Annotated in this window: 25 protein-coding genes; 18 read left to right on the top strand and 7 right to left on the bottom strand. The window is 67.2% G+C overall.

What is annotated here, in order from left to right:
- Positions 1 to 28: 28 nt before the first annotated feature.
- From ACZK4Z_RS05340 to ACZK4Z_RS05270, 15 genes are all read left to right on the top strand, one after another.
- The gene (locus ACZK4Z_RS05340) at positions 29 to 577 is read left to right on the top strand and encodes a KdsC family phosphatase (RefSeq protein WP_049398160.1); all 549 of its coding nucleotides are present in this window, start codon (positions 29 to 31) and stop codon (positions 575 to 577) included.
- Positions 574 to 1,149 (top strand): LPS export ABC transporter periplasmic protein LptC, encoded by a 576-nt coding sequence (gene lptC / locus ACZK4Z_RS05335; protein ID WP_071228064.1) that lies wholly within the window; start codon positions 574 to 576, stop codon positions 1,147 to 1,149. The genes ACZK4Z_RS05340 and lptC overlap by 4 nt, the downstream gene beginning before the upstream one ends.
- Before the next feature lie 104 nt (positions 1,150 to 1,253).
- A complete protein-coding gene (gene lptA / locus ACZK4Z_RS05330; RefSeq protein WP_049462882.1) occupies positions 1,254 to 1,805 on the top strand; it encodes a lipopolysaccharide transport periplasmic protein LptA in 552 nt (183 codons plus the stop codon).
- Positions 1,805 to 2,524 carry an LPS export ABC transporter ATP-binding protein gene (gene lptB / locus ACZK4Z_RS05325; protein ID WP_049400688.1) on the top strand — a complete coding sequence of 240 codons (720 nt, stop codon included), beginning with the start codon at positions 1,805 to 1,807 and terminating at the stop codon, positions 2,522 to 2,524. The genes lptA and lptB overlap by 1 nt, the downstream gene beginning before the upstream one ends.
- Positions 2,525 to 2,563: 39 nt before the next feature.
- Complete coding sequence (locus ACZK4Z_RS05320; RefSeq protein WP_125894152.1) at positions 2,564 to 3,988, top strand: RNA polymerase factor sigma-54; 1,425 nt, start codon at positions 2,564 to 2,566, stop codon at positions 3,986 to 3,988.
- A gap of 58 nt (positions 3,989 to 4,046) precedes the next feature.
- A complete protein-coding gene (gene hpf / locus ACZK4Z_RS05315) occupies positions 4,047 to 4,364 on the top strand; it encodes a ribosome hibernation-promoting factor, HPF/YfiA family (protein WP_004147311.1) in 318 nt (105 codons plus the stop codon).
- Positions 4,365 to 4,385: 21 nt separating this feature from the next.
- Entirely contained in the window at positions 4,386 to 4,838 is a 453-nt protein-coding gene (locus tag ACZK4Z_RS05310; RefSeq protein WP_032130191.1) for a PTS sugar transporter subunit IIA, read from the top strand.
- Complete coding sequence (gene hprK / locus ACZK4Z_RS05305; protein ID WP_005408388.1) at positions 4,835 to 5,785, top strand: HPr(Ser) kinase/phosphatase; 951 nt, start codon at positions 4,835 to 4,837, stop codon at positions 5,783 to 5,785. The genes ACZK4Z_RS05310 and hprK overlap by 4 nt, the downstream gene beginning before the upstream one ends.
- Positions 5,786 to 5,812: 27 nt before the next feature.
- Positions 5,813 to 6,697, top strand: a complete 885-nt coding sequence (gene rapZ / locus ACZK4Z_RS05300; RefSeq protein ID WP_125894150.1) for an RNase adapter RapZ — start codon at positions 5,813 to 5,815, stop codon at positions 6,695 to 6,697.
- A gap of 302 nt (positions 6,698 to 6,999) precedes the next feature.
- Positions 7,000 to 7,392, top strand: a complete 393-nt coding sequence (locus tag ACZK4Z_RS05295) for a PTS sugar transporter subunit IIA (RefSeq protein ID WP_014036239.1) — start codon at positions 7,000 to 7,002, stop codon at positions 7,390 to 7,392.
- Entirely contained in the window at positions 7,385 to 7,654 is a 270-nt protein-coding gene (locus ACZK4Z_RS05290; RefSeq protein WP_005408385.1) for an HPr family phosphocarrier protein, read from the top strand. Before ACZK4Z_RS05295 ends, ACZK4Z_RS05290 begins: the two co-directional genes overlap by 8 nt.
- Positions 7,655 to 7,656: 2 nt before the next feature.
- Entirely contained in the window at positions 7,657 to 9,426 is a 1,770-nt protein-coding gene (gene ptsP, locus ACZK4Z_RS05285; protein WP_125894143.1) for a phosphoenolpyruvate--protein phosphotransferase, read from the top strand.
- A gap of 194 nt (positions 9,427 to 9,620) precedes the next feature.
- Entirely contained in the window at positions 9,621 to 10,982 is a 1,362-nt protein-coding gene (gene mgtE, locus ACZK4Z_RS05280; protein WP_010483662.1) for a magnesium transporter, read from the top strand.
- Positions 10,983 to 11,043: 61 nt separating this feature from the next.
- Complete coding sequence (locus ACZK4Z_RS05275; protein WP_010483664.1) at positions 11,044 to 11,310, top strand: hypothetical protein; 267 nt, start codon at positions 11,044 to 11,046, stop codon at positions 11,308 to 11,310.
- Between the two features lie 70 nt (positions 11,311 to 11,380).
- Positions 11,381 to 12,199 carry a carboxylesterase family protein gene (locus ACZK4Z_RS05270; protein WP_125895957.1) on the top strand — a complete coding sequence of 273 codons (819 nt, stop codon included), beginning with the start codon at positions 11,381 to 11,383 and terminating at the stop codon, positions 12,197 to 12,199.
- 221 nt (positions 12,200 to 12,420) lie between these two features.
- Here ACZK4Z_RS05270 and ACZK4Z_RS05265 read toward each other — a convergent pair whose 3' ends face one another.
- From ACZK4Z_RS05265 to ACZK4Z_RS05250, 4 genes are all read right to left on the bottom strand, one after another.
- Complete coding sequence (locus ACZK4Z_RS05265) at positions 12,421 to 12,912, bottom strand: REP-associated tyrosine transposase (protein ID WP_293798953.1); 492 nt, start codon at positions 12,910 to 12,912, stop codon at positions 12,421 to 12,423.
- Positions 12,913 to 13,216: 304 nt separating this feature from the next.
- Positions 13,217 to 14,167, bottom strand: coding sequence for an aspartate carbamoyltransferase catalytic subunit (locus ACZK4Z_RS05260; protein ID WP_032130186.1), 951 nt, complete (start codon positions 14,165 to 14,167; stop codon positions 13,217 to 13,219).
- Positions 14,168 to 14,182: 15 nt separating this feature from the next.
- Complete coding sequence (gene ruvX / locus ACZK4Z_RS05255; RefSeq protein WP_125895955.1) at positions 14,183 to 14,677, bottom strand: Holliday junction resolvase RuvX; 495 nt, start codon at positions 14,675 to 14,677, stop codon at positions 14,183 to 14,185.
- Positions 14,670 to 15,236 carry a YqgE/AlgH family protein gene (locus tag ACZK4Z_RS05250; RefSeq protein ID WP_004147177.1) on the bottom strand — a complete coding sequence of 189 codons (567 nt, stop codon included), beginning with the start codon at positions 15,234 to 15,236 and terminating at the stop codon, positions 14,670 to 14,672. The genes ruvX and ACZK4Z_RS05250 overlap by 8 nt, the downstream gene beginning before the upstream one ends.
- A 91-nt stretch (positions 15,237 to 15,327) precedes the next feature.
- On the opposite strand from ACZK4Z_RS05250, the gene ACZK4Z_RS05245 reads away from it, so the two are divergent.
- Both ACZK4Z_RS05245 and ACZK4Z_RS05240 read left to right on the top strand, forming a co-directional pair.
- The gene (locus tag ACZK4Z_RS05245) at positions 15,328 to 17,115 is read left to right on the top strand and encodes a DUF4153 domain-containing protein (protein WP_125895954.1); all 1,788 of its coding nucleotides are present in this window, start codon (positions 15,328 to 15,330) and stop codon (positions 17,113 to 17,115) included.
- A complete protein-coding gene (locus ACZK4Z_RS05240; RefSeq protein WP_049400680.1) occupies positions 17,112 to 17,654 on the top strand; it encodes a DNA-3-methyladenine glycosylase I in 543 nt (180 codons plus the stop codon). Before ACZK4Z_RS05245 ends, ACZK4Z_RS05240 begins: the two co-directional genes overlap by 4 nt.
- 73 nt (positions 17,655 to 17,727) lie before the next feature.
- Here the strand turns inward: ACZK4Z_RS05240 and ACZK4Z_RS05235 are convergent, their stop codons facing one another.
- From ACZK4Z_RS05235 to ACZK4Z_RS05225, 3 genes are all read right to left on the bottom strand, one after another.
- Positions 17,728 to 18,435 (bottom strand): YitT family protein, encoded by a 708-nt coding sequence (locus tag ACZK4Z_RS05235; protein WP_012510275.1) that lies wholly within the window; start codon positions 18,433 to 18,435, stop codon positions 17,728 to 17,730.
- Between the two features lie 93 nt (positions 18,436 to 18,528).
- Positions 18,529 to 18,978: a GNAT family N-acetyltransferase gene (locus ACZK4Z_RS05230; RefSeq protein ID WP_100437447.1), complete on the bottom strand. Its 450-nt coding sequence runs from the start codon at positions 18,976 to 18,978 to the stop codon at positions 18,529 to 18,531.
- 96 nt (positions 18,979 to 19,074) lie between these two features.
- Positions 19,075 to 19,284: a DUF4287 domain-containing protein gene (locus tag ACZK4Z_RS05225; RefSeq protein ID WP_125895211.1), complete on the bottom strand. Its 210-nt coding sequence runs from the start codon at positions 19,282 to 19,284 to the stop codon at positions 19,075 to 19,077.
- 93 nt (positions 19,285 to 19,377) lie between these two features.
- Here ACZK4Z_RS05225 and ACZK4Z_RS05220 point away from each other — a divergent pair, with 93 nt between their 5' ends.
- Positions 19,378 to 20,277 (top strand): LysR family transcriptional regulator, encoded by a 900-nt coding sequence (locus ACZK4Z_RS05220; protein ID WP_125895213.1) that lies wholly within the window; start codon positions 19,378 to 19,380, stop codon positions 20,275 to 20,277.
- The last annotated feature ends 63 nt before the right edge of the window (positions 20,278 to 20,340 follow it).

Genomic DNA, 20,340 nt, shown 5'->3' with positions numbered 1-20,340 from the left:
ACCCGAACCCACCGAGCCTGCCGCCCTGATGCCCTGGTCCCCCCTGCCCGCCTTCCCTGCCCACCTGCATGCCGCCGCGGCCCGTATCCGCCTGGCCTGCTTCGACGTGGACGGCACCCTCACCGACGGTCGGCTGTACTACGACAAGGACGGCAACGAGAGCAAGGCATACTTCGTGCAGGATGGCCTGGGCCTGAAACTGCTGCAGCAGCACGGCATCCACCCCGTGCTGATCACCGCGCGCAACAGCCAGTCCGCGCTCAAGCGCGGCGCCGACCTCGGCATCGACACCCAGATCGCCGTGGGCGACAAGCTGGCCAGCGTGCAGGCGCTGTGCGCGCAGCATGGCATCGGCCTGGAACAGGTGGCCTTCATGGGCGATGACCTGCCGGACCTGGCGCCGCTGGGCGCGGTCGGCCTGGCCGTGGCGCCGGCCAACGCCCATCCGTGGATCGCCGAGCGCGTGCACTGGCAGACCCGTGCCGATGGCGGGCGTGGCGCCGCGCGCGAGCTGTGCGACATCCTGCTGGCCGCGCAGGGGCATGTGGATGCGGTGCTGGCGAGGTTCGGCGCATGAACCTGCCGACCGTGAACTGGCGCACCCTGCTCGGCATCGGCCTGCTGCTGGCCGCCCTGCTGAGCAGCTGGGCGGCGCTGCGCAACCGCGACAAGGGGCCAGCCAGTGGCGGCCAGGAAGTGGGCGTGGATTACATCCTGCACGACTTCCAGATCGTCGCCCTGGATGAGCAAGGCAAGGAATCGACCACGCTGCGTGCGCCGTTGCTGGAACGCCAGCGCGGTGACCAGACCATCAACATCGCCACGCCGTTGTTCGAGATGCCGGACAAGGATGGCAGGCACTGGACCCTGCGTGCCGAAACCGGCTGGCTCAGCGCCAAGGGCGACGAGATGAAGCTGCGCGGCAATGTCGCCGGCGACAGCCCGGTCGGCCCGGGCACGGTGCCGACCACCTTCCGCACCGATCATCTGGACGTGTTCCCGAAGGAAAACCGCGCCCGCACCGACGCCCTGGTGACCATGACCCGCCCGGGCATGGAACAGTCCGGCGTCGGCTTCGAAGTGGATTCGAAGAACAACACGTATCATTTCCTCAGCCAGTCCAAGGGCCGCTACACGCCCAAACGCTGATTCCGCCGCCAGCCTGCGACGTCTCCGGACAGGCGCAAGGCCGGCAGCCCCACCCGCCCGCCCCCGGTCCACCCGGGAGGCCCCCACCGGTAGAACGGACCCCGATGAAGATTCCCTTTGCCGCCGTACTCGCGCTTGGTCTTCTTGTCCCCAGCGCCGCCTTCGCCAAGTCCACCGACCGCAACGAAGACATGCACATCGATTCCGGCGCCCAGTCGGGCATGCTCACCGGCGACGGCAAGACCGTGCTGTCGCAGGGCGTGATCATCACCCAGGGCACGCTGGACCTGCGCTCGTCCGAGGCCGAGATCTACCTCAAGGACGGCGAAGCGGTGCGTGTGGTGTTCACCGGCAAGCAGGCCAAGATGAAGCAGCAGCTCGATGATGGCACCTGGATGGACGCGCTGGCCGATCGCATCGACTACGACATCAAGACCGAGATCATCACCCTGACCGGCAACTACAAGGTCACCAGCGCGCGCGGCACCAATGCCGGCCAGCGCATGATCTACAACACCCGCACCGGCGAAATGAACTCCGGTGGTGACGGCAGCCGCGTGCGCACCGTCATCCCGCCGAAGAACAAGACCCCGGCCGCACCTGCGGCACAGCCCAAGGCCACCACGCCGGCACAGCCGGCCGGGAGTAGGAAGTAATGCTCGTCGCCAAGGGCCTGCGCAAGAAGTACAAGCAACGCGAAGTCGTCAAGGACTTCGGGCTGACCCTCGACGCCGGTGAAGTGGTCGGCCTGCTCGGCCCCAACGGCGCCGGCAAGACCACCTGCTTCTACATGATCGTCGGCCTGGTTGCCGCCGATGCTGGCAGCATCGTGCTCGACGGCAAGGACATCACCGGCGACCCGATGTATACCCGGGCCAAGCAGGGCGTGGGTTACCTGCCGCAGGAGCCGTCGGTGTTCCGCAAGCTGACCGTGGCCGACAACATCCGCCTGGTGCTGGAGCTGCGCGAGGGCCTGGATTCGGCTGGCCGCGAGCGTGAATTGAACAGCCTGCTCGACGAACTGCAGCTGGGCCACGTCGCCGACCAGCTCGGCGCCAGCCTGTCCGGTGGCGAACGTCGCCGCTGCGAGATCGCCCGTGCCCTGGCCGCGCAGCCGCGCCTGATCCTGCTCGACGAACCGTTCGCCGGCGTCGACCCGATTTCCGTCGGCGAGATCCAGCGCATCGTCACCCATCTCAAGCAGCGTGGCATCGGTGTGCTGATCACCGACCACAACGTGCGCGAGACCTTGGGTATCTGCGACCGCGCGTATATCCTCGCCGAGGGCAGCGTGCTGGCCCAGGGTTCGCCGGAAGCGATCCTGGACAACGCCGATGTACGTCGCGTCTACCTCGGGGATTCCTTCAAGCTGTGAAGCAGTCGCCGGGTTCCTCTCCTTCCCTTCGGCACAGGCATGAAGACTCGGCTGCAGACATCGTTGGGACAGCAGCTGGTGCTCACGCCCCAGTTGCAGCAGGCGATCAAGCTGCTGCAGATGTCCACCACCGAGCTGGAGCTGGAGATCGCCCAGGCGGTGGAAAGCAATCCGCTGCTGGACTGGGCCGACAGCAGTGACAGCAGCAGCGCCGGCAACGAAGGCAGCGATGGCAACGACGGTGACGCCCCCGCAGAACGTACCGATGCTGGTGACGACTGGGCACCGGCCGAACTGGACTGGAGCGCGGCCGGCAGCGGCGGCAGCTTCGACGATGACGACGACACCGGCAGCGCCGCCGAGCGCGTAGCCGAAACCGAAACACTGGCCGACCATCTGCTGTGGCAGCTGCATCTGTCGCATCTGTCCTCGCGTGATCGCAGTATCGGTGCCGCACTGATCGATGCGCTGGACGACGACGGTTACCTGCGCGAGCCGCTGGCCGGCATCGCCGAAACCCTGTTGCCGGCGATCCACGCCGACGAGGACGAGATCCTCGCCGTGCTGCATCGCATCCAGCGTTTCGATCCGGTCGGTGTGGCTGCACGCACGCTGGGCGAATGCCTGCTGCTGCAGCTGGATGTGCTGGCCGGTGACACGCCCGGCCTGGTGCTGGCGCGACAGATTGCCGCAGGCCCGCTGGAACGGCTGCCGCGCAGCGGCGTCGCCGGGCTGGCCCATGAACTGAAACAGCCCCTGGACGAGGTCGAGACGGCAGTCACCCTGCTGCGCTCGCTGGACCCGCGCCCGGGCACGCAGATCGCACCGCTGTCGCAGGACACCTACGTGGTGCCGGATGTGGTGGTGTGGCGGCAGAACGGCGTATGGCGCGCAGCGCTGGCCGCGCATGCCGGGCCGAAGGTGGTGATCCACCGCGGCTACGAACAGCTGATCCGACGTTGTGGCGACGCCGATGCCGGCTACCTGCGTGCCCAGCTGCAGGAAGCGCGCTGGCTGCTGAAAGGGCTGCAGCAGCGTGGCGAAACCCTGCTGCGGGTGGTACGCAGCCTGATCCTGCAGCAGGCCGGCTTCCTCGAATTCGGCGAGCAGGCGCTGCGTCCACTGACCCTGCGCGAGATCGCCACCGAGCTCGGCCTGCACGAATCCACGGTCTCGCGCGCGATCGCCCGCAAGCACGTGCGTACCCCGCGCGGCACCCTGCCGCTGCGCGCCTTCTTCGCCTCGGGCATCGATACCGAGGGCGGTGGCGAGGCGTCCAGCACGGCCATCCAGGCGATGATCCGGCGCCTGATCGACGACGAGAACCCACGCAAGCCGCTTTCTGACGCCAAGCTGGCTGACCTGCTCAAATCGTCGGGAATTCCAGTAGCGCGACGCACCGTGGCGAAGTATCGTGAAGCCATGAACATTTCCGCCTCGCACGAAAGGGTCAGAATCGCTTGACGCGCCGCCGCGCCCGGCGGAGAGGTTCATTGGCACATCCGAACACAGGAGAAACCCGATGCGCATCGAAACGTTTGGCAAAGATGTCGAAGTCACCCCGGCCCTGCAGTCCTATGTAGAGGAGAAGCTGGCCCGGATCGGCAAACACTTCGACCAGCACTGCGAAGCGCGGGTGACCCTCAAGCTGCAGAAGACCGAACACCACGTCGACGCCAGCCTCAACATTCCCGGCCAGACCCTGCACGCCGAGGCCAATGCCCAGACCATGTATGCCGCGATCGACCTGCTTGCGGACAAGCTTGACCGTCTGGTGATCAAGCACAAGGAGAAAAAACAGCAGCACGCACCGCTGCCGGTGGGCGACAATGGTGGCTGATCGCCACCGTTCCCCGCAGACATGCCCCTGACTGACCTCCTGGCGGCCGTGCAGACCCAGCTCTGCACGGCCACCGACCGCGACAGCGTCCTGCAGGCCGCCGCCGGGTTGCTGGCCTGCCGCCAGGCCAACGCCGAACAGATCTATCTGAACCTGTGTCAGCGCGAAGCGCTGGGCAGCACCGCGATCGGTCACGGCATCGCCATTCCCCACGGCCGCGCGCCAACCCTGGACCGCCCCCGCGGCGCCCTGCTGCGGTTGGCCACCCCGGTCGACTTCGGTGGCGACGAGCCGGTGGACCTGGTGTTCGCCATGGCCGTCCCCGCCCACTACACCCACCAGCACCTGATGCTGCTGTCCGAGCTGGCCGAGCTGTTTTCGGCGCCCGACATCCGCCAGGCCCTGCGCGAAGCGGGCGATGCCCGGGCGCTGCGCGAGGCGCTGGACATGACCCCACCTGCGAGTGCCGCATGAATACCAGCATCACCGCCCGTGAACTGTTCGAACAGCAGCGCGAGCGGCTGGGGCTGCGCTGGGCTGCCGGCAAGTCCGGCGAGAAGCGCGAGCTGGAGGCCGGCAACACGGTCTCGCGGCGTCCATCGCTGGCTGGTTATCTCAATGCGATCTACCCCAACAAGGTGCAGATCCTGGGCACCGAAGAGCTGTCCTGGCTGGATGCGCTGGAACCACGCCAGCGTTGGGAGACCATCGAAAAGATCATGCAGTCGCACCCGCTGGCGCTGGTGCTGACCCGCAACCAGGCCTGCCCGGAAGACCTGCGCGCCGCCGCGGATGAATCCGGCACGCCGCTGTGGCTGTCACCCAAGCGCGGCCACGAACTGCTCAACCATCTGTCCTACCACCTGGCCCGTACGCTGGCGCCGCGGGTCATCCTGCATGGCGTGTTCATGGAGATCTATTCCATCGGCGTGCTGATCACCGGCGAGGCCGGATCGGGCAAGAGCGAACTGGCGCTGGAGCTGCTCAGCCGCGGCCACCGCCTGGTCGCCGATGATGCGCCCGAATTCACCCAGATCGCGCCCGACGTGCTCGATGGCACCTGCCCCGAACTGCTGCAGGACCTGCTGGAAGTGCGCGGCCTGGGCGTGCTGAATGTGCGCGAGATGTTCGGCGACACGGCTGTAAAGAAGAACAAGTACCTTCGGCTGATCGTCCACCTGACCAAGCCGATGACCGAACCCACCCCGCATGGCTATGAGCGCCTGACCGGCGACTCGGGCACCCGCCATGTGCTGGACCTGGACGTTCCGCTGATCACCCTGCCGGTGATGCCTGGCCGCAACCTGGCCGTGCTGACCGAAGCCGCCACGCGCCTGCATATCCTGCGCACCAAGGGCATCGACCCGGCGGCGATGTTCATCGCCCGTCACAGCAACCTGCTGGAACGGCGAACGCCCTGATTCCCCTGTCCCCCGAAGAGCCTGTCCATGAGCACCGCAACCCCCTCCGCCCCGACCCTGATCATCGTCAGCGGCCTGTCCGGCTCGGGTAAATCCGTCGCCCTGAAGACCTTCGAGGACCAGGACTACTACTGCTCGGACAACCTGCCGATCAATCTGCTGCCCGACTTCGTGCGCAGTCTGCTGGCCAACCACGACGGCAGCGCACCACGCCGCCTTGCCGTAGGCATCGACGTGCGCGGCCAGGCCGACCTGAGCCAGCTGGGCGACTGGCGGCAGCTGGCCACCGATGCCGGCGTGGAAGTGAAGGTGCTGTTCTTCGAGGCCAGCGACGAGGCCGTGCTCAAACGCTACGCCGACACCCGCCGCCGCCATCCACTGAGCCAGCTGGGCCTGTCGCTGCCCGAAGCGATCGCGCGTGAGCGTGAATTGACCGCACCGCTGCGCCGCGAGGCCGATGCGGTGATCGATACCAGCAATCTCAACGTGCATCAGCTGCGGCGGCGGATCATCACCGAGTTCACGATGGACCATGCCACCGGCCTGTCGCTGCTGTTCGAATCGTTCGCCTACAAGCGCGGCGTGCCGGCCGAGGCTGACTTCGTGTTCGATGCGCGGGTGCTGCCCAATCCACACTGGGACCCGGATCTGCGTGCGCTGAGTGGCCGCGAACCGGGCGTGCGCGACTACCTGGAAGCGCAGCCGGACGTGCAGCGCTACCTGACCCAGCTGATGGATTTCCTCGATACCTGGCTGCCGAAGCTGGGGGATGGCACCCGCAGCTATGTGACCGTGGCCTTCGGCTGCACCGGCGGCAAGCACCGTTCGGTGTTCCTGGCCGAGCGCCTGGCCCGGCATGCCCGCGAGATGGGCTGGGAAGACGTGGCGACCTACCACCGCGAACAGGATTGAGGGGTGCGGCCGGGCTGCGCCCGGCACCCGCGGGTAGTGCCGGCCGCTGGCCGGCAACAGCAAAAGCAAAAGCGGCATTCCCTGGGATGGCGAGGCGGTGTGCTGTTGGTGGGTGTCGACCTTGGTCGACACAGTAGATCCACGCCATGCGTGGATGAATCCCGGTCAGGCATCGAAAAACGGATGGGGTCGGATCCTTTTCCAACGGAAACGGGCTCTGACCCGAGCAACGCTGAATACGGGACACAGTGCCCCTCATCTGCTGCTATCGCCAATTCACCTTGACCTGTTAACGTGCAGTAATGACCTGTGGCATTCTCCTCGTAACACATCCCGGGGTCGGGACCGCCCTGCTAGACGTGGCGACCCGGCTCCTGCGGCAATTGCCGCTGAAAACCGAAGCTTTCGAAGTACCGTTCGACGCAGACCTGGACGCCCTGCTCCCGCTCGCCTCGGCCGCTCTGCGGCGGGTCGACAGTGGTGAAGGCGTGCTGATCCTGACCGACCTGTACGGCGCCAGCCCCGCCAACCTTGCCGGGCAGCTGGCCCGGCTGGGGACCCCGGTTCGCCGGGTGTCGGCGCTGAGCCTGCCGATGTTGCTGCGGGTGATGAATTATCCGGAACAGGGACTGGATCAACTGCCCGCCACAGCCGCGGCGGGTACCCGTAATGGAGCGATAGTCGACGATGCTTGAACGAGAACTCACCGTCAGCAACCGCCTGGGCCTGCATGCCCGGGCCACCGCCAAGCTGGTGCAGACCCTGGCGCCGTTCCGCTGCAACGTGACCATGGCCGCCAAGGGCCGTGAGATCAACGCCAAGAGCATCATGGGCGTGATGCTGCTGGCCGCCGGCCAGGGCACCCCGGTCACGGTGCGCATCAACGGCGAGGACGAAGCCGCCGCGATGGAAGCGGTGGTCGGCCTGTTCGAACGCCGCTTCGACGAGGACAGCTGAGCGTGCCACGCGCGCGCGCCGGCCAGGTCCCTTCCGGCCAGCGGCCGGTACAGCTGCTGGCCGGGCACGGTGCTGCCCGTGGCGCGGCGATGGGCCGGGCGCGGGTGCGCCTGCCACATGCGCTGGAAGTGGCCGAGCAGCGCGTCGCCGCCCATCAGGTCGAGGCCGAACTGGCCCGCCTGCACCGTGCCGTGGATGCCGCGCGCACGGAAATGCACGAGCTGCGACAGCGCCTGCAGGGTGCACTGAACCAGGAAGTGGGCGAGTTCCTCGACCTGCATGCACTGCTGCTGGACGACCCCGAGCTGCTGTTCGGGCTGGACGAGCTGATCCGCAGCGGCCCGTACAGCGCCGGCTATGCGCTGCGCCTGCAGCGTGACCGCTTGGCCAAGGTCTTCGATGGCATGGACGATGCCTATCTGAAGAGCCGCATGGACGACCTCGACCATGTGATCGGCCGCATCCACGCCTTCCTGCAGCCCGAACGCCCGCCGGTAATGAAAGGCCTGGCCGGTGAAATCCTGGTCTGCGACAACATCGCGCCCTCCGAGCTTGCCCAGTTGCAGGCGCAGGGCGTGGTCGGCATCGTCACCGCCGCCGGCAGTGCGCTGTCGCACAGTGCGATCCTGGCGCGCAGCCTGCACCTGCCCTTGATCGTCAACGTGCCGCAGCTGCTCAGCCGCATCGCCGATGGCGACGTGCTGATCATCGATGGCGCCGACGGCAGCATCACCGCCAACCCCCAGGCCGACAACCTGCGCGACTACCGCGCGCGCCTGAAAGAACATGCGCGCGAGCAGCGCGAGCTCGGCCGCCTGCGCAGCAAACCCAGCCGTACCCGCGACCAGGTCGACATCGCCCTGCTGGCCAATGCCGAATCGCTGGAGGACGTCACCCAGGCGCATGCGCTGGGCGCGCAGGGGCTGGGCCTGTACCGCACCGAATTCCTGTTCCTGCAGCGCAACGAGCTGCCGGACGAAGAAGAACAGTTCCAGACCTACCGCGATGCCGCGTTGGGCATGAGCGGGCGACCGGTCACCATCCGCACGCTCGATCTGGGCGCGGACAAGGCCGACCGCACCGGCCTGACCCTGAGCAACGAAGAAAACCCGGCTCTGGGACTGCGCGGCGTACGCCTGTCGCTGGCACGGCCCAAGGTGGCCGACACCCAACTGCGCGCGATCCTGCGCGCCTCGGCCTACGGCAAGCTGCGCGTGCTGGTGCCGATGGTCAGCACCCGCGAGGAACTGCTGGCGGTGCGCCGGCGCATGCTCAAGCTGACCGAACAGCTGCGCAGCGAAGGCCACATGGTGTCCGACCATGTGCCGCTGGGCGCGATGATCGAGGTGCCCGCTGCGGCGTTGGCGCTGGAGAGCTTCATCGACCTGGTCGACTTCCTGTCGATCGGCACCAACGACCTGGTGCAGTACCTGCTGGCCGCTGACCGCAACAACGAGGCACTGGGCGAGCTGTATTCGCCGCTGCATCCGGCCGTGCTGCGGTTGCTGGAGATGGTGATCGAGACCGGCGCGCGGCATCGCATTCCGGTGGCGGTCTGCGGTGAGATGGCCGGTGATGCACGGATGACTCCGCTGCTGCTGGCGCTGGGCCTGAGCGAATTCAGCCTGCACCCCGGCACACTGCTGGAGGTGCGCCGCGCGATCCGCGAGGCCGACCTGGCCGCGCTGCGCGCGCGCGCACCGAAGCTGCTGGCCGCACGCGACCGTCGCGCGATCGAGCGCTGGCTGGCGCTGGTGGCGGATACGCCCTGAGCGCCAAGGGTAGTGCCGGCCGCTGGCCGGCAACCTCATGGCCTCCGATGGGGCCGCTTGCCGGCCAGCGGCCGGCACTACCACCACCCGGCGGCTATGCGTTGAAACATCCCCTTGCGATAATGACGCGCTGAACACCCCTGTTGCCGCATCCTTGCCGGGATCGCGGCTTTTCTTATCCCGCGGGAGCTGCGATGGCTGAGGCTGTACGCCACGACAAGACTGCGCGCCAACTGCGGATGCTGTCCGACGCACTGGACAGCGGTCGGCTGGGCCCGGTGCGCCGCCTGGTCAACACCTTGGCCCCGGCCGAGATCGGCAACCTGCTCGAATCGCTGCCGCCGGGCAAGCGCGAGGTGGTCTGGGGCCTGGTCGATCCGGAAGATGACGGTGAGGTGCTGGTCCACGTCGGCGACGACGTGCGCGAGAGCCTGCTCGCCGACATGGACCCGGACGAGATCATCGCCGCGGTCGAAGACCTGGACATCGACGATCTGGCCGACCTGGTCGAAGATCTGCCGGACACGGTCATCGACGAAGTCCTCAAGTCGATGGACCGCGAGAACCGCGAGCGCCTGGAGCAGGTGCTGTCCTACCCCGAGGACAGCGCCGGCCGCCTGATGAACCCGGACGTGGTGACCGTGCGCGCCGACGTCAACGTTGACGTGGTGCTGCGCTACCTGCGCCTGCGTGGCGAACTGCCCGACCACACCGATCATCTGTTCGTGGTCAGCCGTCGCCATCAATACCTCGGCCGGGTGTCGCTGGCGGCACTGGTGACCCACGAGGACACCACCCCGATCAACCGCCTGATCGACGACGAGCAACCGGCGATCGATGTCGGCGAAAGCGACCAGGAGGTCGCCCGCCAGTTCTCCGACCATGACTGGATCTCCGCGCCGGTGGTGGACGACAACAACATCCTGGTCGGCCGCATCACCATCGATGACGTGGTCGACATCATCCGTGGACAGGCCGAGCACCAGGCGCTGGGCGCCGCCGGCCTGGACGAGGACGAGGATCTGTTCAGCCCGGTCTGGCGCGCCATGCGCCGCCGCCTGATGTGGCTGTCGGTCAATCTGTGCACGGCATTCCTGGCGTCCAGCGTGGTCGGCCACTTCGAGGGCACCATCGACAAGCTGGTGGCGCTGGCGGTGCTGATGCCGATCGTTGCGGGCCTCGGAGGCAACGCCGGCACCCAGGTGCTGGCGCTGATGGTGCGTGGCCTGGCGTTGGGCCAGGTGGGCGCCTCCAACGCGCGCACGCTGCTGTGGAAGGAAGTGCGGGTCGCCTTGTTGAACGGCGTGATGCTGGGTTCGGTGCTGGGCCTGATCGTACTCGCTTGGTTCCACTCGCCCGGGTTGTCGGCGGTGATCGCCATCGCGCTGACCTGCAACCTGCTGTTCGCCGCGTTGGCCGGCGTGCTGGTGCCACTGACCCTGAAACGCTTCGGCTTCGACCCGGCGCTGGCCAGCGGCATCTTCCTGACCGCCGTGACCGACTCGATGGGCTTCTTCACCTTCCTCGGCCTCGCCACCCTGGTGCTGCTGCACTGACCCTATCAAGGGTCGGATCCCCACCGCGCGGGGCGCTGACCCGATCCCAACTGGAACACCCATGGCAACAACGATAGAAAACTACTTCCAGCCCGGCTGGCGCGACCAGCAGCACACCTGCCCGGCCTGCGAATGGAAGGGCAGCTCGCGCGCCATGGAGATGGAGCTGGACGAGGACGCCACCGAGTACGACTGCCCGGTCTGCGAGAACCCGCTGCTGGTGGTGCTGCACCCGGATATGGCGCAGGTGCAGGCTGCGGCCGCCGAAGGCAATGCCGAGGCACAGGAACAGCTGGACATCATCGCCAGCTTTCCGCGCCCGCAGTGACGCGGCGCATGATGCCGGGCCGACGTTGGCGGACTACGATGCAGGCGTTCTCGCCGCTTCGGAAAACCCCATGGTCCGTCTGCTGTCGCGCTGGCTGCCATTGCTGGCCCTTCTGATGATGAGCGGTTGCACTTCGCTGCCGGACAGCGCGCGTGGCCGCTTCGAAGCACGTGCGGTGAAGGTGGACGGGCACACGGCTTACTACCAGGTGTTCATTCCCGCGGGCCTGCAGGCCCGCAGCCCTGGTGGGCAGACGCCCGCAACCTCCAACGTCCCGGTCATCCTGTTCCTGCACGGTTCGGGCGAGCGCGGCGCCGATGGCATCAAGCAGACCCACGCCGGGCTGGGGCCTTATCTGCGCGAGCATCCCAACTTCCCTGCCTTGGTGGTGTTCCCACAGGTACCGGGCCATGAGGAATGGAGCGGCCGCAACAACCGTGCGGCCGTGGCCGCGCTGGACGCGACAATCGCCGAGTTCGGCGCCGACCCGGCACGGCAGTACCTGACCGGCATGTCGATGGGCGGCTACGGCAGCTGGAACATCGCCCTGGACGACCCGCGCCGCTTCGCCGCGATCGTCCCCGTGTGCGGTGCCGTGCTGGCACCACGCGCAAAGCGCCCGACCCTGTTCGTCGAGCAGGTCGCCCAGGAAACCGATCCGTATGCCGTGATCGCGCAGCGCCTGCAGCACACGCCGATCTGGATCTTCCACGGCGCGCTGGACGACGTGGTGCCTCCGGATGACGACCGCAGGCTGCATGCCGCATTCCAGAGCGCCAACGCACGCGATGTGCGCTACACCGAGTACCCGGAAGGCAATCACAATGCCTGGGACGCTACCTACGCCGACCCGGCAATGTGGGCGTGGCTGTTCGCGCAGAAGCGCTGAACCGCAGTTTCTGCTGGGAAACAACTGTTGGTGGATGCCTACCCGTTGCTCGGCTTGGGTATTGGTGGATGCCTACCCGTTGCTCGGCTTGGGTATTGGTGGATGCCTACCGTTGCTCGGCTTGGGTATTGGTGGGTGCCTACCGTTGCTCGGCTTGGGTATTGGTGGGTGCCGACCGTTGGTCGGCTTGGGTATTGGTGGGTGCCGACCGTTGGTCGGCACTATCTCTCCGCCTCGGGGTAATCCATTGCTTGGTACCTCCCATCGATCTCCCATCGGCACCAGGCATACGGATACTCTCCCACGCAGCTCACCAAGTTCGCCCTGACCGGGTTGGCGACGATGTACATCGCATGGCGAAACAGTGATTCTTCAGAACGAATGGCATGATCGTGATAGCTCGATTGCCAGAATGGTCCTGTCCTGCCCAGCATGCGGTTGATCCGCAATGCACTGCTCGATTTGAATCGTTGCATGATGTAGTCCAGCGAGAACGCACGGAGCTCCACAAGCCAATGGATGTGGTCCGGCATGACTACATAGGCAAGTGAGTACGTCAGGCCTTCAGTATCAAGGCGACGGACCACGTCCATCACCAACTGCGCCGCTGTGGCATCGTCGAAGTAGCGTCGACGCCCCTGGGTGACGGTCGTCAGGATGTAGGATTGCCCGATCCGGGAATGGCGGCCAAGCCTCAGGCGTGCGCGGTTCATGGGTACAAGCGTGTGCCTCCCGACCGCCTTCTTCTATCGGGCAACCCCATCAGTCCAGGTAGGCCCGTAGCTATTCAATGTCTGAGCCCGGCACTTCACGGGACTGATGGTTCTGTGCCGACCAACGGTCGGCACCCACCCAGACAGTTCAAGGTGAATCCTATTTGTGCCGACCAACGGTCGGCACCCACCCAGACAGTTCAAGGTGAATCCTATTTGTGCCGACCAACGGTCGGCACCCACCCAGACAGTTCAGGGTGAATCCCTTTTGTGCCGACCAACGGTCGGCACCCACCAGGGCAGGTCAGCCCAGCAGCGTTTCCAGCACGGCCATGCGCACGGCGACGCCGTTGGCGACCTGGCGCAGCACCCACGACTGCGGGCCGTCGGCCACCTCGTCGGTCACTTCCACGCCGCGGTTGATCGGGCCTGGATGCAGCACCGCGGCATCCTTGCCGGCGCGGGCCAGGCGTTCGTTGGTCAGGCCGTACTGCGCGTGGTACTGCTCCAGCGACGGCACCAGGCCTTCTTCCATGCGCTCGCGCTGCAGGCGCAGCATCATCAGCGCGTCGACGCCTTCCAGCATCGCGTCGAAATCATCGCCGACCACGCAGCCCTTCAGGGTCTCGTCGTCCGGCAGCAGCGACTGCGGGCCGCACACGCGGATCTCGCCCACGCCAAGCGTACGCAGCGCATGCAGGTCGGTGCGGGCCACGCGCGAGTGCTTCACGTCGCCGACGATCACCACTTTCATCTTCGAGAAATCCGGGCCCTTGGCCTGGCGCAGGGTCAGCATGTCCAGCAGGCCCTGGGTCGGGTGCGCGCTGCGCCCGTCACCGGCGTTGATCAGTGCAGTGCCCTCACCCGCTGCCTCGGCCAGTGCGGCCACGGCGCCATCATCGGGGTGGCGCACCACGAAGCCGCGCACGCCCATCGCCTCCAGATTGCGCAGCGTGTCGCAGGCGGTTTCGCCCTTGCGCGTGGACGAGGTCGATGCATCGAAGTTCAGTACGTCGGCGCCCAGGCGCTGCGCGGCCAGCTGGAACGAGCTGCGGGTGCGCGTGGACGGTTCGAAGAACAGCGTGCACACCGCCGAACCGGCCAGCACGTGGCGCTTGTTGCCGACACGACCGACCGCGGCGTCGCGGATCTGCCCTGCCCGGTCAAGCAGCTGCAGCAGGGTGTCGCGCGGAAGGCCTTCGAGGGTCAGCAGGTGGCGCAGGCGGCCGGAGGCATCGAGTTGCTGGGCGGTCATGGCGGTGTCGGGCAGTCAGGGAATGGGGGTGGCGTCGTCCGGCGACGACAGCCAACGGTCGATGATCACCGCCGCGGCAACGGCATCGAGGGCGGCCGCATCACGGCGGCGCTTGCGCCCTTCGGCGCGCTCGACAGCGAAGCGGCGGGCGGCCTCGACCGAGCTGGAACGCTCGTCGATCATCACCACCGGCAGCTTGAAACGTTCCCGCAGCTGGCGGGCAAAGCCCTGCGCGCGCTTGCGGTTGGGCTGGTCCTGGCCGTCCAGGGTCAGCGGGTCGCCGACCACCAGGCCATCGGGCTTCCATTCCTTGATCAGGCGTTCGATCGCGGTCCAGTCCGGGCCGTTGCCGTGCACATCGACCACCGCCACCGCGCGCGCATGCGCAGCGAAGGCACTGCCGATGGCCACGCCGATGCGGCGCGAGCCGACATCGAACCCCAGAACGGTGCCATCACGGCGGATTGCCGAGGCAGCAGAATCCGGCGCGGGCGCGATGGGCTCAGACATGGCCGCTGTAGTCGGTCAGCCGGAACAGGTCCACACCGATACGCGAGGCTGCACCCTGCCAGCGCTGCTCCAGCGGCAGCTGGAACACCAGCTCGGCATCGGCCGGCACGGTCAGCCAGCTGTTCTCGGACAGCTCGCTTTCCAGCTGCCCTGCGCCCCAACCCGCACAGCCCAGCGTGACCACGGCATTGGCCGGGCCTTCGCCACGTGCCATCGCTTCGAGGATGTCGCGCGAGGTGGTCAGGTACAGGCCTTCACCCACGATCAGGCTGGAATCCCATGCGCGTGCGTCGTCATGAATGACGAAGCCGCGCTCGGGATGCACCGGGCCGCCGTTGAGCACCATGCGCGCCTGCAGGTCGCCATCACCGGTGGTGATGTCCATCTGTGCAAGCACTTCCCCCAGCGTGTACTCGGAAGGCTGGTTGACCAGCACGCCCATCGCCCCGTTCTCGTCGTGCTGGCAGATCAGCGCGACGCTGCGGGCGAATGTCGCGTCGAGCAGCGACGGCAGCGCGACGAGCAGGTGATCGGCAAGGGAAGTCGGCGTAACAGGCATGGGCCCATTCTACCTGCTGGGGGCGGGATGGTCGCGCGATGGCGCCGAACCGCGATGGGCTAGGATGGTGCTTTGCCATGGAAGGTCATCGATGCAGTCTTCATCGCCCCTGACCCTGCCGGCACGCAGCGCCATCGTCCTGATCGCGCTGCTGCAGGGCCTGATGCTGTATGCCGCGCAGGAGCTGTCCGATGCGTGGCCGTTCCGCGATATCGGCTGGCGCTACTGCTGGTACGCCTGGGTGCTGGCCATTCCCAGCGCGGTGGCGCTGAGCCTGGTCGAGCTGGGCCAGCGCCGCCTGTGGCTGCAGGCCGCGCTCGGCTCGGCGGTGGTGCTGGCGCTGGCCGCCTGGACCGGCTGGAACCTCAACGGCGAGACCGCACTGGAATCGGGCGCGCTGCAGTTCCCGCTGACCCTGGGCATGGCCGTGGCGGTGTTCGTGGCCCTGCCCTGGTGGCAGTTCCAGCTGCAGCACGGGCATTGGCGTGCCAGCTACCCGGAGCTGTTCGAGCGCGCCTGGCAGAATGGTTTGACCCTGGCCCTCGCCGCGCTGTTCACCGGGCTGACCTGGCTGCTGTTGTGGCTGTGGGCGGCGCTGTTCCAGCTGCTCGACGTGACCGTCTTCCGCGACCTGTTCCGGCAGGACGCGTTCATCGCGCTGGCCACCGGCAGCCTGGCCGGGTTCGGCGTGCTGATCGGGCGCACCCAGCACCGCGCGATCCAGATCACCCGCCAGGTGCTGTTCGCGATCTGCCTCGGGCTGCTGCCGCTGCTCTCGTTCATCGCCGTGCTGTTCGTGCTGAGCCTGCCGCTGACCGGGCTGGAGCCGCTGTGGAAGACCCGCTCGGCCGCCAGCCTGCTGCTGGTGCTGTCGCTGCTGCTGGTGTCGTTCACCAATGCGGTCTACCAGCAGGGCGACGACACCGCGCCCTACCCCGTCGTGCTGCGCCGGCTGGTCGAGGCCAGCCTGCTGGCGCTGCCGGTCTATGCGGTGCTGGCGCTGTATGCACTGGGCCTGCGCGTGGTGCAGTACGGCTGGACCCTGGACCGCTTCTGGGCGGTGCTGATCGCGTTGGCCGTGGCCGGCTATGCACTGGGCTACGCGCTGGCGGTAGTGCGCCGGCAGGGCCGCTGGCTGCAGACGCTGGAGCCGGTCAACCGCTGGATGTGTTGGGCGGTGCTGGCACTGGCATTGCTGGGCAACTCGCCGCTGCTGGACCCGGTGCGGCTGACCCTGTCCAGCCAGTTGGCGCGCCTGCGTGCGGACCCGCCAGCGATCACCAGCAGTGACGTCAACGTGCTGCGCTTCGATCTTGGGCGCCGTGGCGTGCAGGCGCTGCGCGAGCTGCAGCGTGATCCGGCCATCACCGCCGATGCCAACGCGCCACAGGTGATCGCTGCCGCGCTGGCACGTACCTCGCGCTGGGACGATGGACAGCGCCTCGACAAGGGTCTGCAGGACGTCGCCGCCCTGCAGCGCGCGCTGAAGCTGGCCAAGGGATCCAGCTCGCCACCGGACGATTGGTGGCAGGCACTGGCCACCCGCGCGATCAATGGCGAATCGTGCGCCCAGAGCGAGCGCGACTGCCTGATCGTGCATCGCGACCTGGATGGCGACGGCAACGCCGAGGTACTGCTGTGCGAGCTGTACACCCACCGCGGGCCGGACTGCGTGCTGTACGCACGTGGCAGGGATGCCCAGTGGCGCCGCGCCGGTTCGCTGTTCGGCACCGTCAGCGGCCAGGCCGAGGCGATCAACCAGGCCCTGCGTGACGGCGAACTCATGCTTGTGCCACCGCGCTGGCCGATGCTGTCCATCGGCGGGCGCCCCGCGGTGGCCATCGATCCCGAACCCGAATCCAACGAGTCTTCTCCATGAGCGGTTACTGCCTCATCGCCCCGGGCCATCCGGTGCACGACTACTACCACGCCAACGAATACGGCTTCCCGCAGCGTGACGAGCGCGAGCTGTTCGAGCGGCTGGTGCTGGAGATCAACCAGGCCGGGCTGAGCTGGGAGACCATCCTGAAGAAGCGCGAGGGCTTCCGCGCGGCCTATGACGGCTTCGATGTGGACCGCGTGGCGGCGTATGCCGAGCAGGACATCGAACGCCTGCTGTCGGACGCGGGCATCATCCGCAACCGGCTGAAGGTGCTGGCGGCGATCCACAACGCACAGGTGATCCAGCAGCTGCGGGCCAGCCACGGCAGCTTCGCGGCGTGGCTGGACGCGCACCATCCGCGCAGCAAGGCCGACTGGGTGAAGCTGTTCAAGAAGACGTTCCGCTTCACCGGCGGCGAGATCACCGGCGAATTCCTGATGAGCCTGGGCTACCTGCCCGGTGCGCACGCCGAGGACTGCCCGGTGCATGCGCGGCTGCTGACGCTGTCGCCGCCGTGGTTGCAGGCCTCCCGGTAGCGCCGGCCGCTGGCCGGCAACCTCGGAACGCCTCAGGTGTTGCCGGCCAGCGGCCGGCACTACCGTCGAATCGTCACACGCCCATGTAACGGCCCGGGCGGTGGTTGAACATCAGCACCAGGCTGAGCACCACCGCGCCGATCGCCGAGTACAGCACCTTCGACGGCGACAGCACGAAGAACGCGGCCACCATCAGGCAGGCGTCGTAGGACATCTGCACCTTGCCCGCGCTCCAGCCGCGGGTGCGCTGCAGGTACACCGCCAGGATACCGATGCCGCCGAGGCTGGCGCGGTGGCGGATGAAGAACAGGATGCCCAGGCCGGACAACGCACCGCCCACGATCGCCGAATACAACGGGTTGATGTGCGAGAAGTCGATCCAGCGCGGCAGCAGGTCGGTCAGCACGCCACAGGCGGTGACCGCGGCGAAGGTCTTCAGGGTGAATTCCCAGCCCATGCGCCGCAGCGCCACCCAGTAGAACGGCAGATTGACCAGCACGAACACCAGGCCGAAGTTCCAGCCCATCGAGTAGTGCAGCAGGAAGGCCATGCCGGCCATGCCGCCGATCATCAGCCCACCCTTGGCGAAGATGGCCAGGCCCAGCGAGGCCACCATCGTAGCCAGCACCATGCCCTGCACGTCCTCGGCAATCGAGTGGCGAAGCGCTTTTTCGTCGGCGGTGGTGCCGGCGCTGTCGGGCGGCGGGGTCAGCGGACCAGCGGTGACCAGGTGGCCGTCAGCGTCGTCGCACGGCGCAGAGCCATGGGCGGGAAGGGACATACGGGTGGGGGAACAGCAGGTGGGGAGCGATATTAGACACGATCTGCATGACAGTTGCAGATGAAATCGTTCAGCTGCGCTCGCCCATTCAGGTTATTCCGGAGGCATCACCGGCAGCACGGCCAGCATGTCCTCGCCATCATCGTCCATGCCGGTCTCGACGAAACCGAAGCTGCCATAGAAGGCGCCCGCCACCGGATTGCGCGGGTTGTAGCAGATCTCGATCTCGGCCAGGCCGGGCGTGTCCCGGATCTGCGCCAGCGCCACTTCCAGCGCGCGCCGCCCGATGCCACGCCCCTGCCAGCGCTGATCGACCATGAAGCGCCAGATCGAGATGCGCTGCGGCGTCTCCGGCACCCACATGAAGAACCCGACCAGCTCGCCATCGGCCTGGATGGCGCGGGTCTGGTAGCCGGGATGGAATGCTGCCTGCACCAGCGACCAGGTATTGCCGGCCACGAAGTCCTGCTGCGCCTCGCTGACGTCGAGATCGCACACGGCTTCGTAGTTGTCGACGGTGATCGCGTCCAGCGTGACCTGCATGAGGGCGTCCTGCCTCGGGATGAACGCCCAGTCTGCCTGACCCCGGAGGCCGTGTAGCCTGACCCCCACACGACCGTTCAGCGCCGGGTTGCCTGCTCAGCCCTTTCCGGCCAGATGGTGCGCCACCAACGCATTGGCATGGCCGTGGCCCAGCCCATGCTCGCTTTTCAGGAAGCTGACCAGTTCCATGTGTTTCAGGCCCTTCTTGCCCGCCAGCAGCCCGAACCAGTGCGTCACCGGCTGACCGTAGGTCTTCTCGATGGAGGGAAAGTACGAGGCCGGGCCCTTGGGCTTTTCAGTGCTCATGCGGAAGCTCCTTGCGATGGATGTACCGGTACGACGAACCGGGGAGCCGGAAATCGACAGATCCGTTCAATCCGGGAGCCGTATCATCCCGTCATGCCCCGTGAAAATCTCAACGACCTGCAGGCCTTCGTCCACGTTGCCCGCGAAGGCAGCTTCACCAGGGCCGCCGCCCAGCTGGGCGTTTCCCAGTCGGCGCTCAGCCATGCCATGCGCGGGCTGGAAGAGCGACTCGGCGTGCGCCTGCTGACCCGCACCACCCGCAGCGTGTCCACCACCGAGGCTGGCGCCCGCCTGCTCGATACCCTCGCCCCGCGCCTGGCCGAGATCGAGCACGAACTGGCCGCACTGGCCGAGTACCGCGAGCGACCGGCCGGCACCATCCGCATCAATGCGACCGGCCATGCCGCCGAGTACATCGCCTGGCCGCGGCTGGCGCCATTGCTGCAGCAGTATCCGGACCTGAAGGTGGAACTGGCTGCCGACTACGGGCTGGCCGACATCGTCGCCGAGCGCTACGACATCGGCATCCGCCTCGGCGAACGGCTGGCGCGCGACATGATCGCCGTGCCGGTCAGCCCGCCGCTGCGCATGCGCGTGGTCGGTGCACCCAGCTACTTCCGCCAGCATGTGGTGCCACGGCATCCGCACGACCTGGCCAACCACAACTGCATCACCCTGCGCCTGCCCACGCATGGCGGGCTGATGCCGTGGGATTTCGGCCAGGACGGTAACGAGCTGAGCGTGCGCGTGACCGGTCAGTGGACCTTCAACACCATGGGCATGACCCGCGCGGCTGCACTGGCCGGCAGCGGGCTGGCCTGGCTGCCGGAAGACCAGGTGCAGCCGATGCTGGACGATGGCCGCCTGCAATCCGTGCTGGACGATTGGTGCCCGCACTTCGATGGCTACTACGCGTATTACCCGTCGCGCCGCCACGTCACCGTGGCGATGCGGACGGTGCTTGATGCGTTGCGCGGGCCGATGGCTGGATGAGGTGTGCGGACCAACGGTCCGCACCCACCTCAGTTTGCACCCACCCCGGTCCGCACCCGCCAG

The sequence above is a fragment of the Stenotrophomonas sp. 71799_Sma genome, assembly GCF_056482505.1.
The sequence above is the reverse complement of the archived record's forward strand: the minus strand, read 5'-3'. Positions and strand labels throughout refer to the sequence as shown.

What these genes read in the sequence shown, in the direction of transcription:
- ACZK4Z_RS05340 (WP_049398160.1), top strand. Translation starts at nt 29, where the DNA reads ATGCCCTGGTCCCCCCTGCCCGCCTTCCCTGCCCACCTGCATGCCGCC.
- lptC (WP_071228064.1), top strand. Translation starts at nt 574, where the DNA reads ATGAACCTGCCGACCGTGAACTGGCGCACCCTGCTCGGCATCGGCCTG.
- lptA (WP_049462882.1), top strand. Translation starts at nt 1,254, where the DNA reads ATGAAGATTCCCTTTGCCGCCGTACTCGCGCTTGGTCTTCTTGTCCCC.
- lptB (WP_049400688.1), top strand. Translation starts at nt 1,805, where the DNA reads ATGCTCGTCGCCAAGGGCCTGCGCAAGAAGTACAAGCAACGCGAAGTC.
- ACZK4Z_RS05320 (WP_125894152.1), top strand. Translation starts at nt 2,564, where the DNA reads ATGAAGACTCGGCTGCAGACATCGTTGGGACAGCAGCTGGTGCTCACG.
- hpf (WP_004147311.1), top strand. Translation starts at nt 4,047, where the DNA reads ATGCGCATCGAAACGTTTGGCAAAGATGTCGAAGTCACCCCGGCCCTG.
- ACZK4Z_RS05310 (WP_032130191.1), top strand. Translation starts at nt 4,386, where the DNA reads ATGCCCCTGACTGACCTCCTGGCGGCCGTGCAGACCCAGCTCTGCACG.
- hprK (WP_005408388.1), top strand. Translation starts at nt 4,835, where the DNA reads ATGAATACCAGCATCACCGCCCGTGAACTGTTCGAACAGCAGCGCGAG.
- rapZ (WP_125894150.1), top strand. Translation starts at nt 5,813, where the DNA reads ATGAGCACCGCAACCCCCTCCGCCCCGACCCTGATCATCGTCAGCGGC.
- ACZK4Z_RS05295 (WP_014036239.1), top strand. Translation starts at nt 7,000, where the DNA reads ATGACCTGTGGCATTCTCCTCGTAACACATCCCGGGGTCGGGACCGCC.
- ACZK4Z_RS05290 (WP_005408385.1), top strand. Translation starts at nt 7,385, where the DNA reads ATGCTTGAACGAGAACTCACCGTCAGCAACCGCCTGGGCCTGCATGCC.
- mgtE (WP_010483662.1), top strand. Translation starts at nt 9,621, where the DNA reads ATGGCTGAGGCTGTACGCCACGACAAGACTGCGCGCCAACTGCGGATG.
- ACZK4Z_RS05275 (WP_010483664.1), top strand. Translation starts at nt 11,044, where the DNA reads ATGGCAACAACGATAGAAAACTACTTCCAGCCCGGCTGGCGCGACCAG.
- ACZK4Z_RS05270 (WP_125895957.1), top strand. Translation starts at nt 11,381, where the DNA reads ATGGTCCGTCTGCTGTCGCGCTGGCTGCCATTGCTGGCCCTTCTGATG.
- ACZK4Z_RS05265 (WP_293798953.1), bottom strand. Translation starts at nt 12,912, where the DNA reads ATGAACCGCGCACGCCTGAGGCTTGGCCGCCATTCCCGGATCGGGCAA.
- ACZK4Z_RS05260 (WP_032130186.1), bottom strand. Translation starts at nt 14,167, where the DNA reads ATGACCGCCCAGCAACTCGATGCCTCCGGCCGCCTGCGCCACCTGCTG.
- ruvX (WP_125895955.1), bottom strand. Translation starts at nt 14,677, where the DNA reads ATGTCTGAGCCCATCGCGCCCGCGCCGGATTCTGCTGCCTCGGCAATC.
- ACZK4Z_RS05250 (WP_004147177.1), bottom strand. Translation starts at nt 15,236, where the DNA reads ATGCCTGTTACGCCGACTTCCCTTGCCGATCACCTGCTCGTCGCGCTG.
- ACZK4Z_RS05245 (WP_125895954.1), top strand. Translation starts at nt 15,328, where the DNA reads ATGCAGTCTTCATCGCCCCTGACCCTGCCGGCACGCAGCGCCATCGTC.
- ACZK4Z_RS05240 (WP_049400680.1), top strand. Translation starts at nt 17,112, where the DNA reads ATGAGCGGTTACTGCCTCATCGCCCCGGGCCATCCGGTGCACGACTAC.
- ACZK4Z_RS05235 (WP_012510275.1), bottom strand. Translation starts at nt 18,435, where the DNA reads ATGTCCCTTCCCGCCCATGGCTCTGCGCCGTGCGACGACGCTGACGGC.
- ACZK4Z_RS05230 (WP_100437447.1), bottom strand. Translation starts at nt 18,978, where the DNA reads ATGCAGGTCACGCTGGACGCGATCACCGTCGACAACTACGAAGCCGTG.
- ACZK4Z_RS05225 (WP_125895211.1), bottom strand. Translation starts at nt 19,284, where the DNA reads ATGAGCACTGAAAAGCCCAAGGGCCCGGCCTCGTACTTTCCCTCCATC.
- ACZK4Z_RS05220 (WP_125895213.1), top strand. Translation starts at nt 19,378, where the DNA reads ATGCCCCGTGAAAATCTCAACGACCTGCAGGCCTTCGTCCACGTTGCC.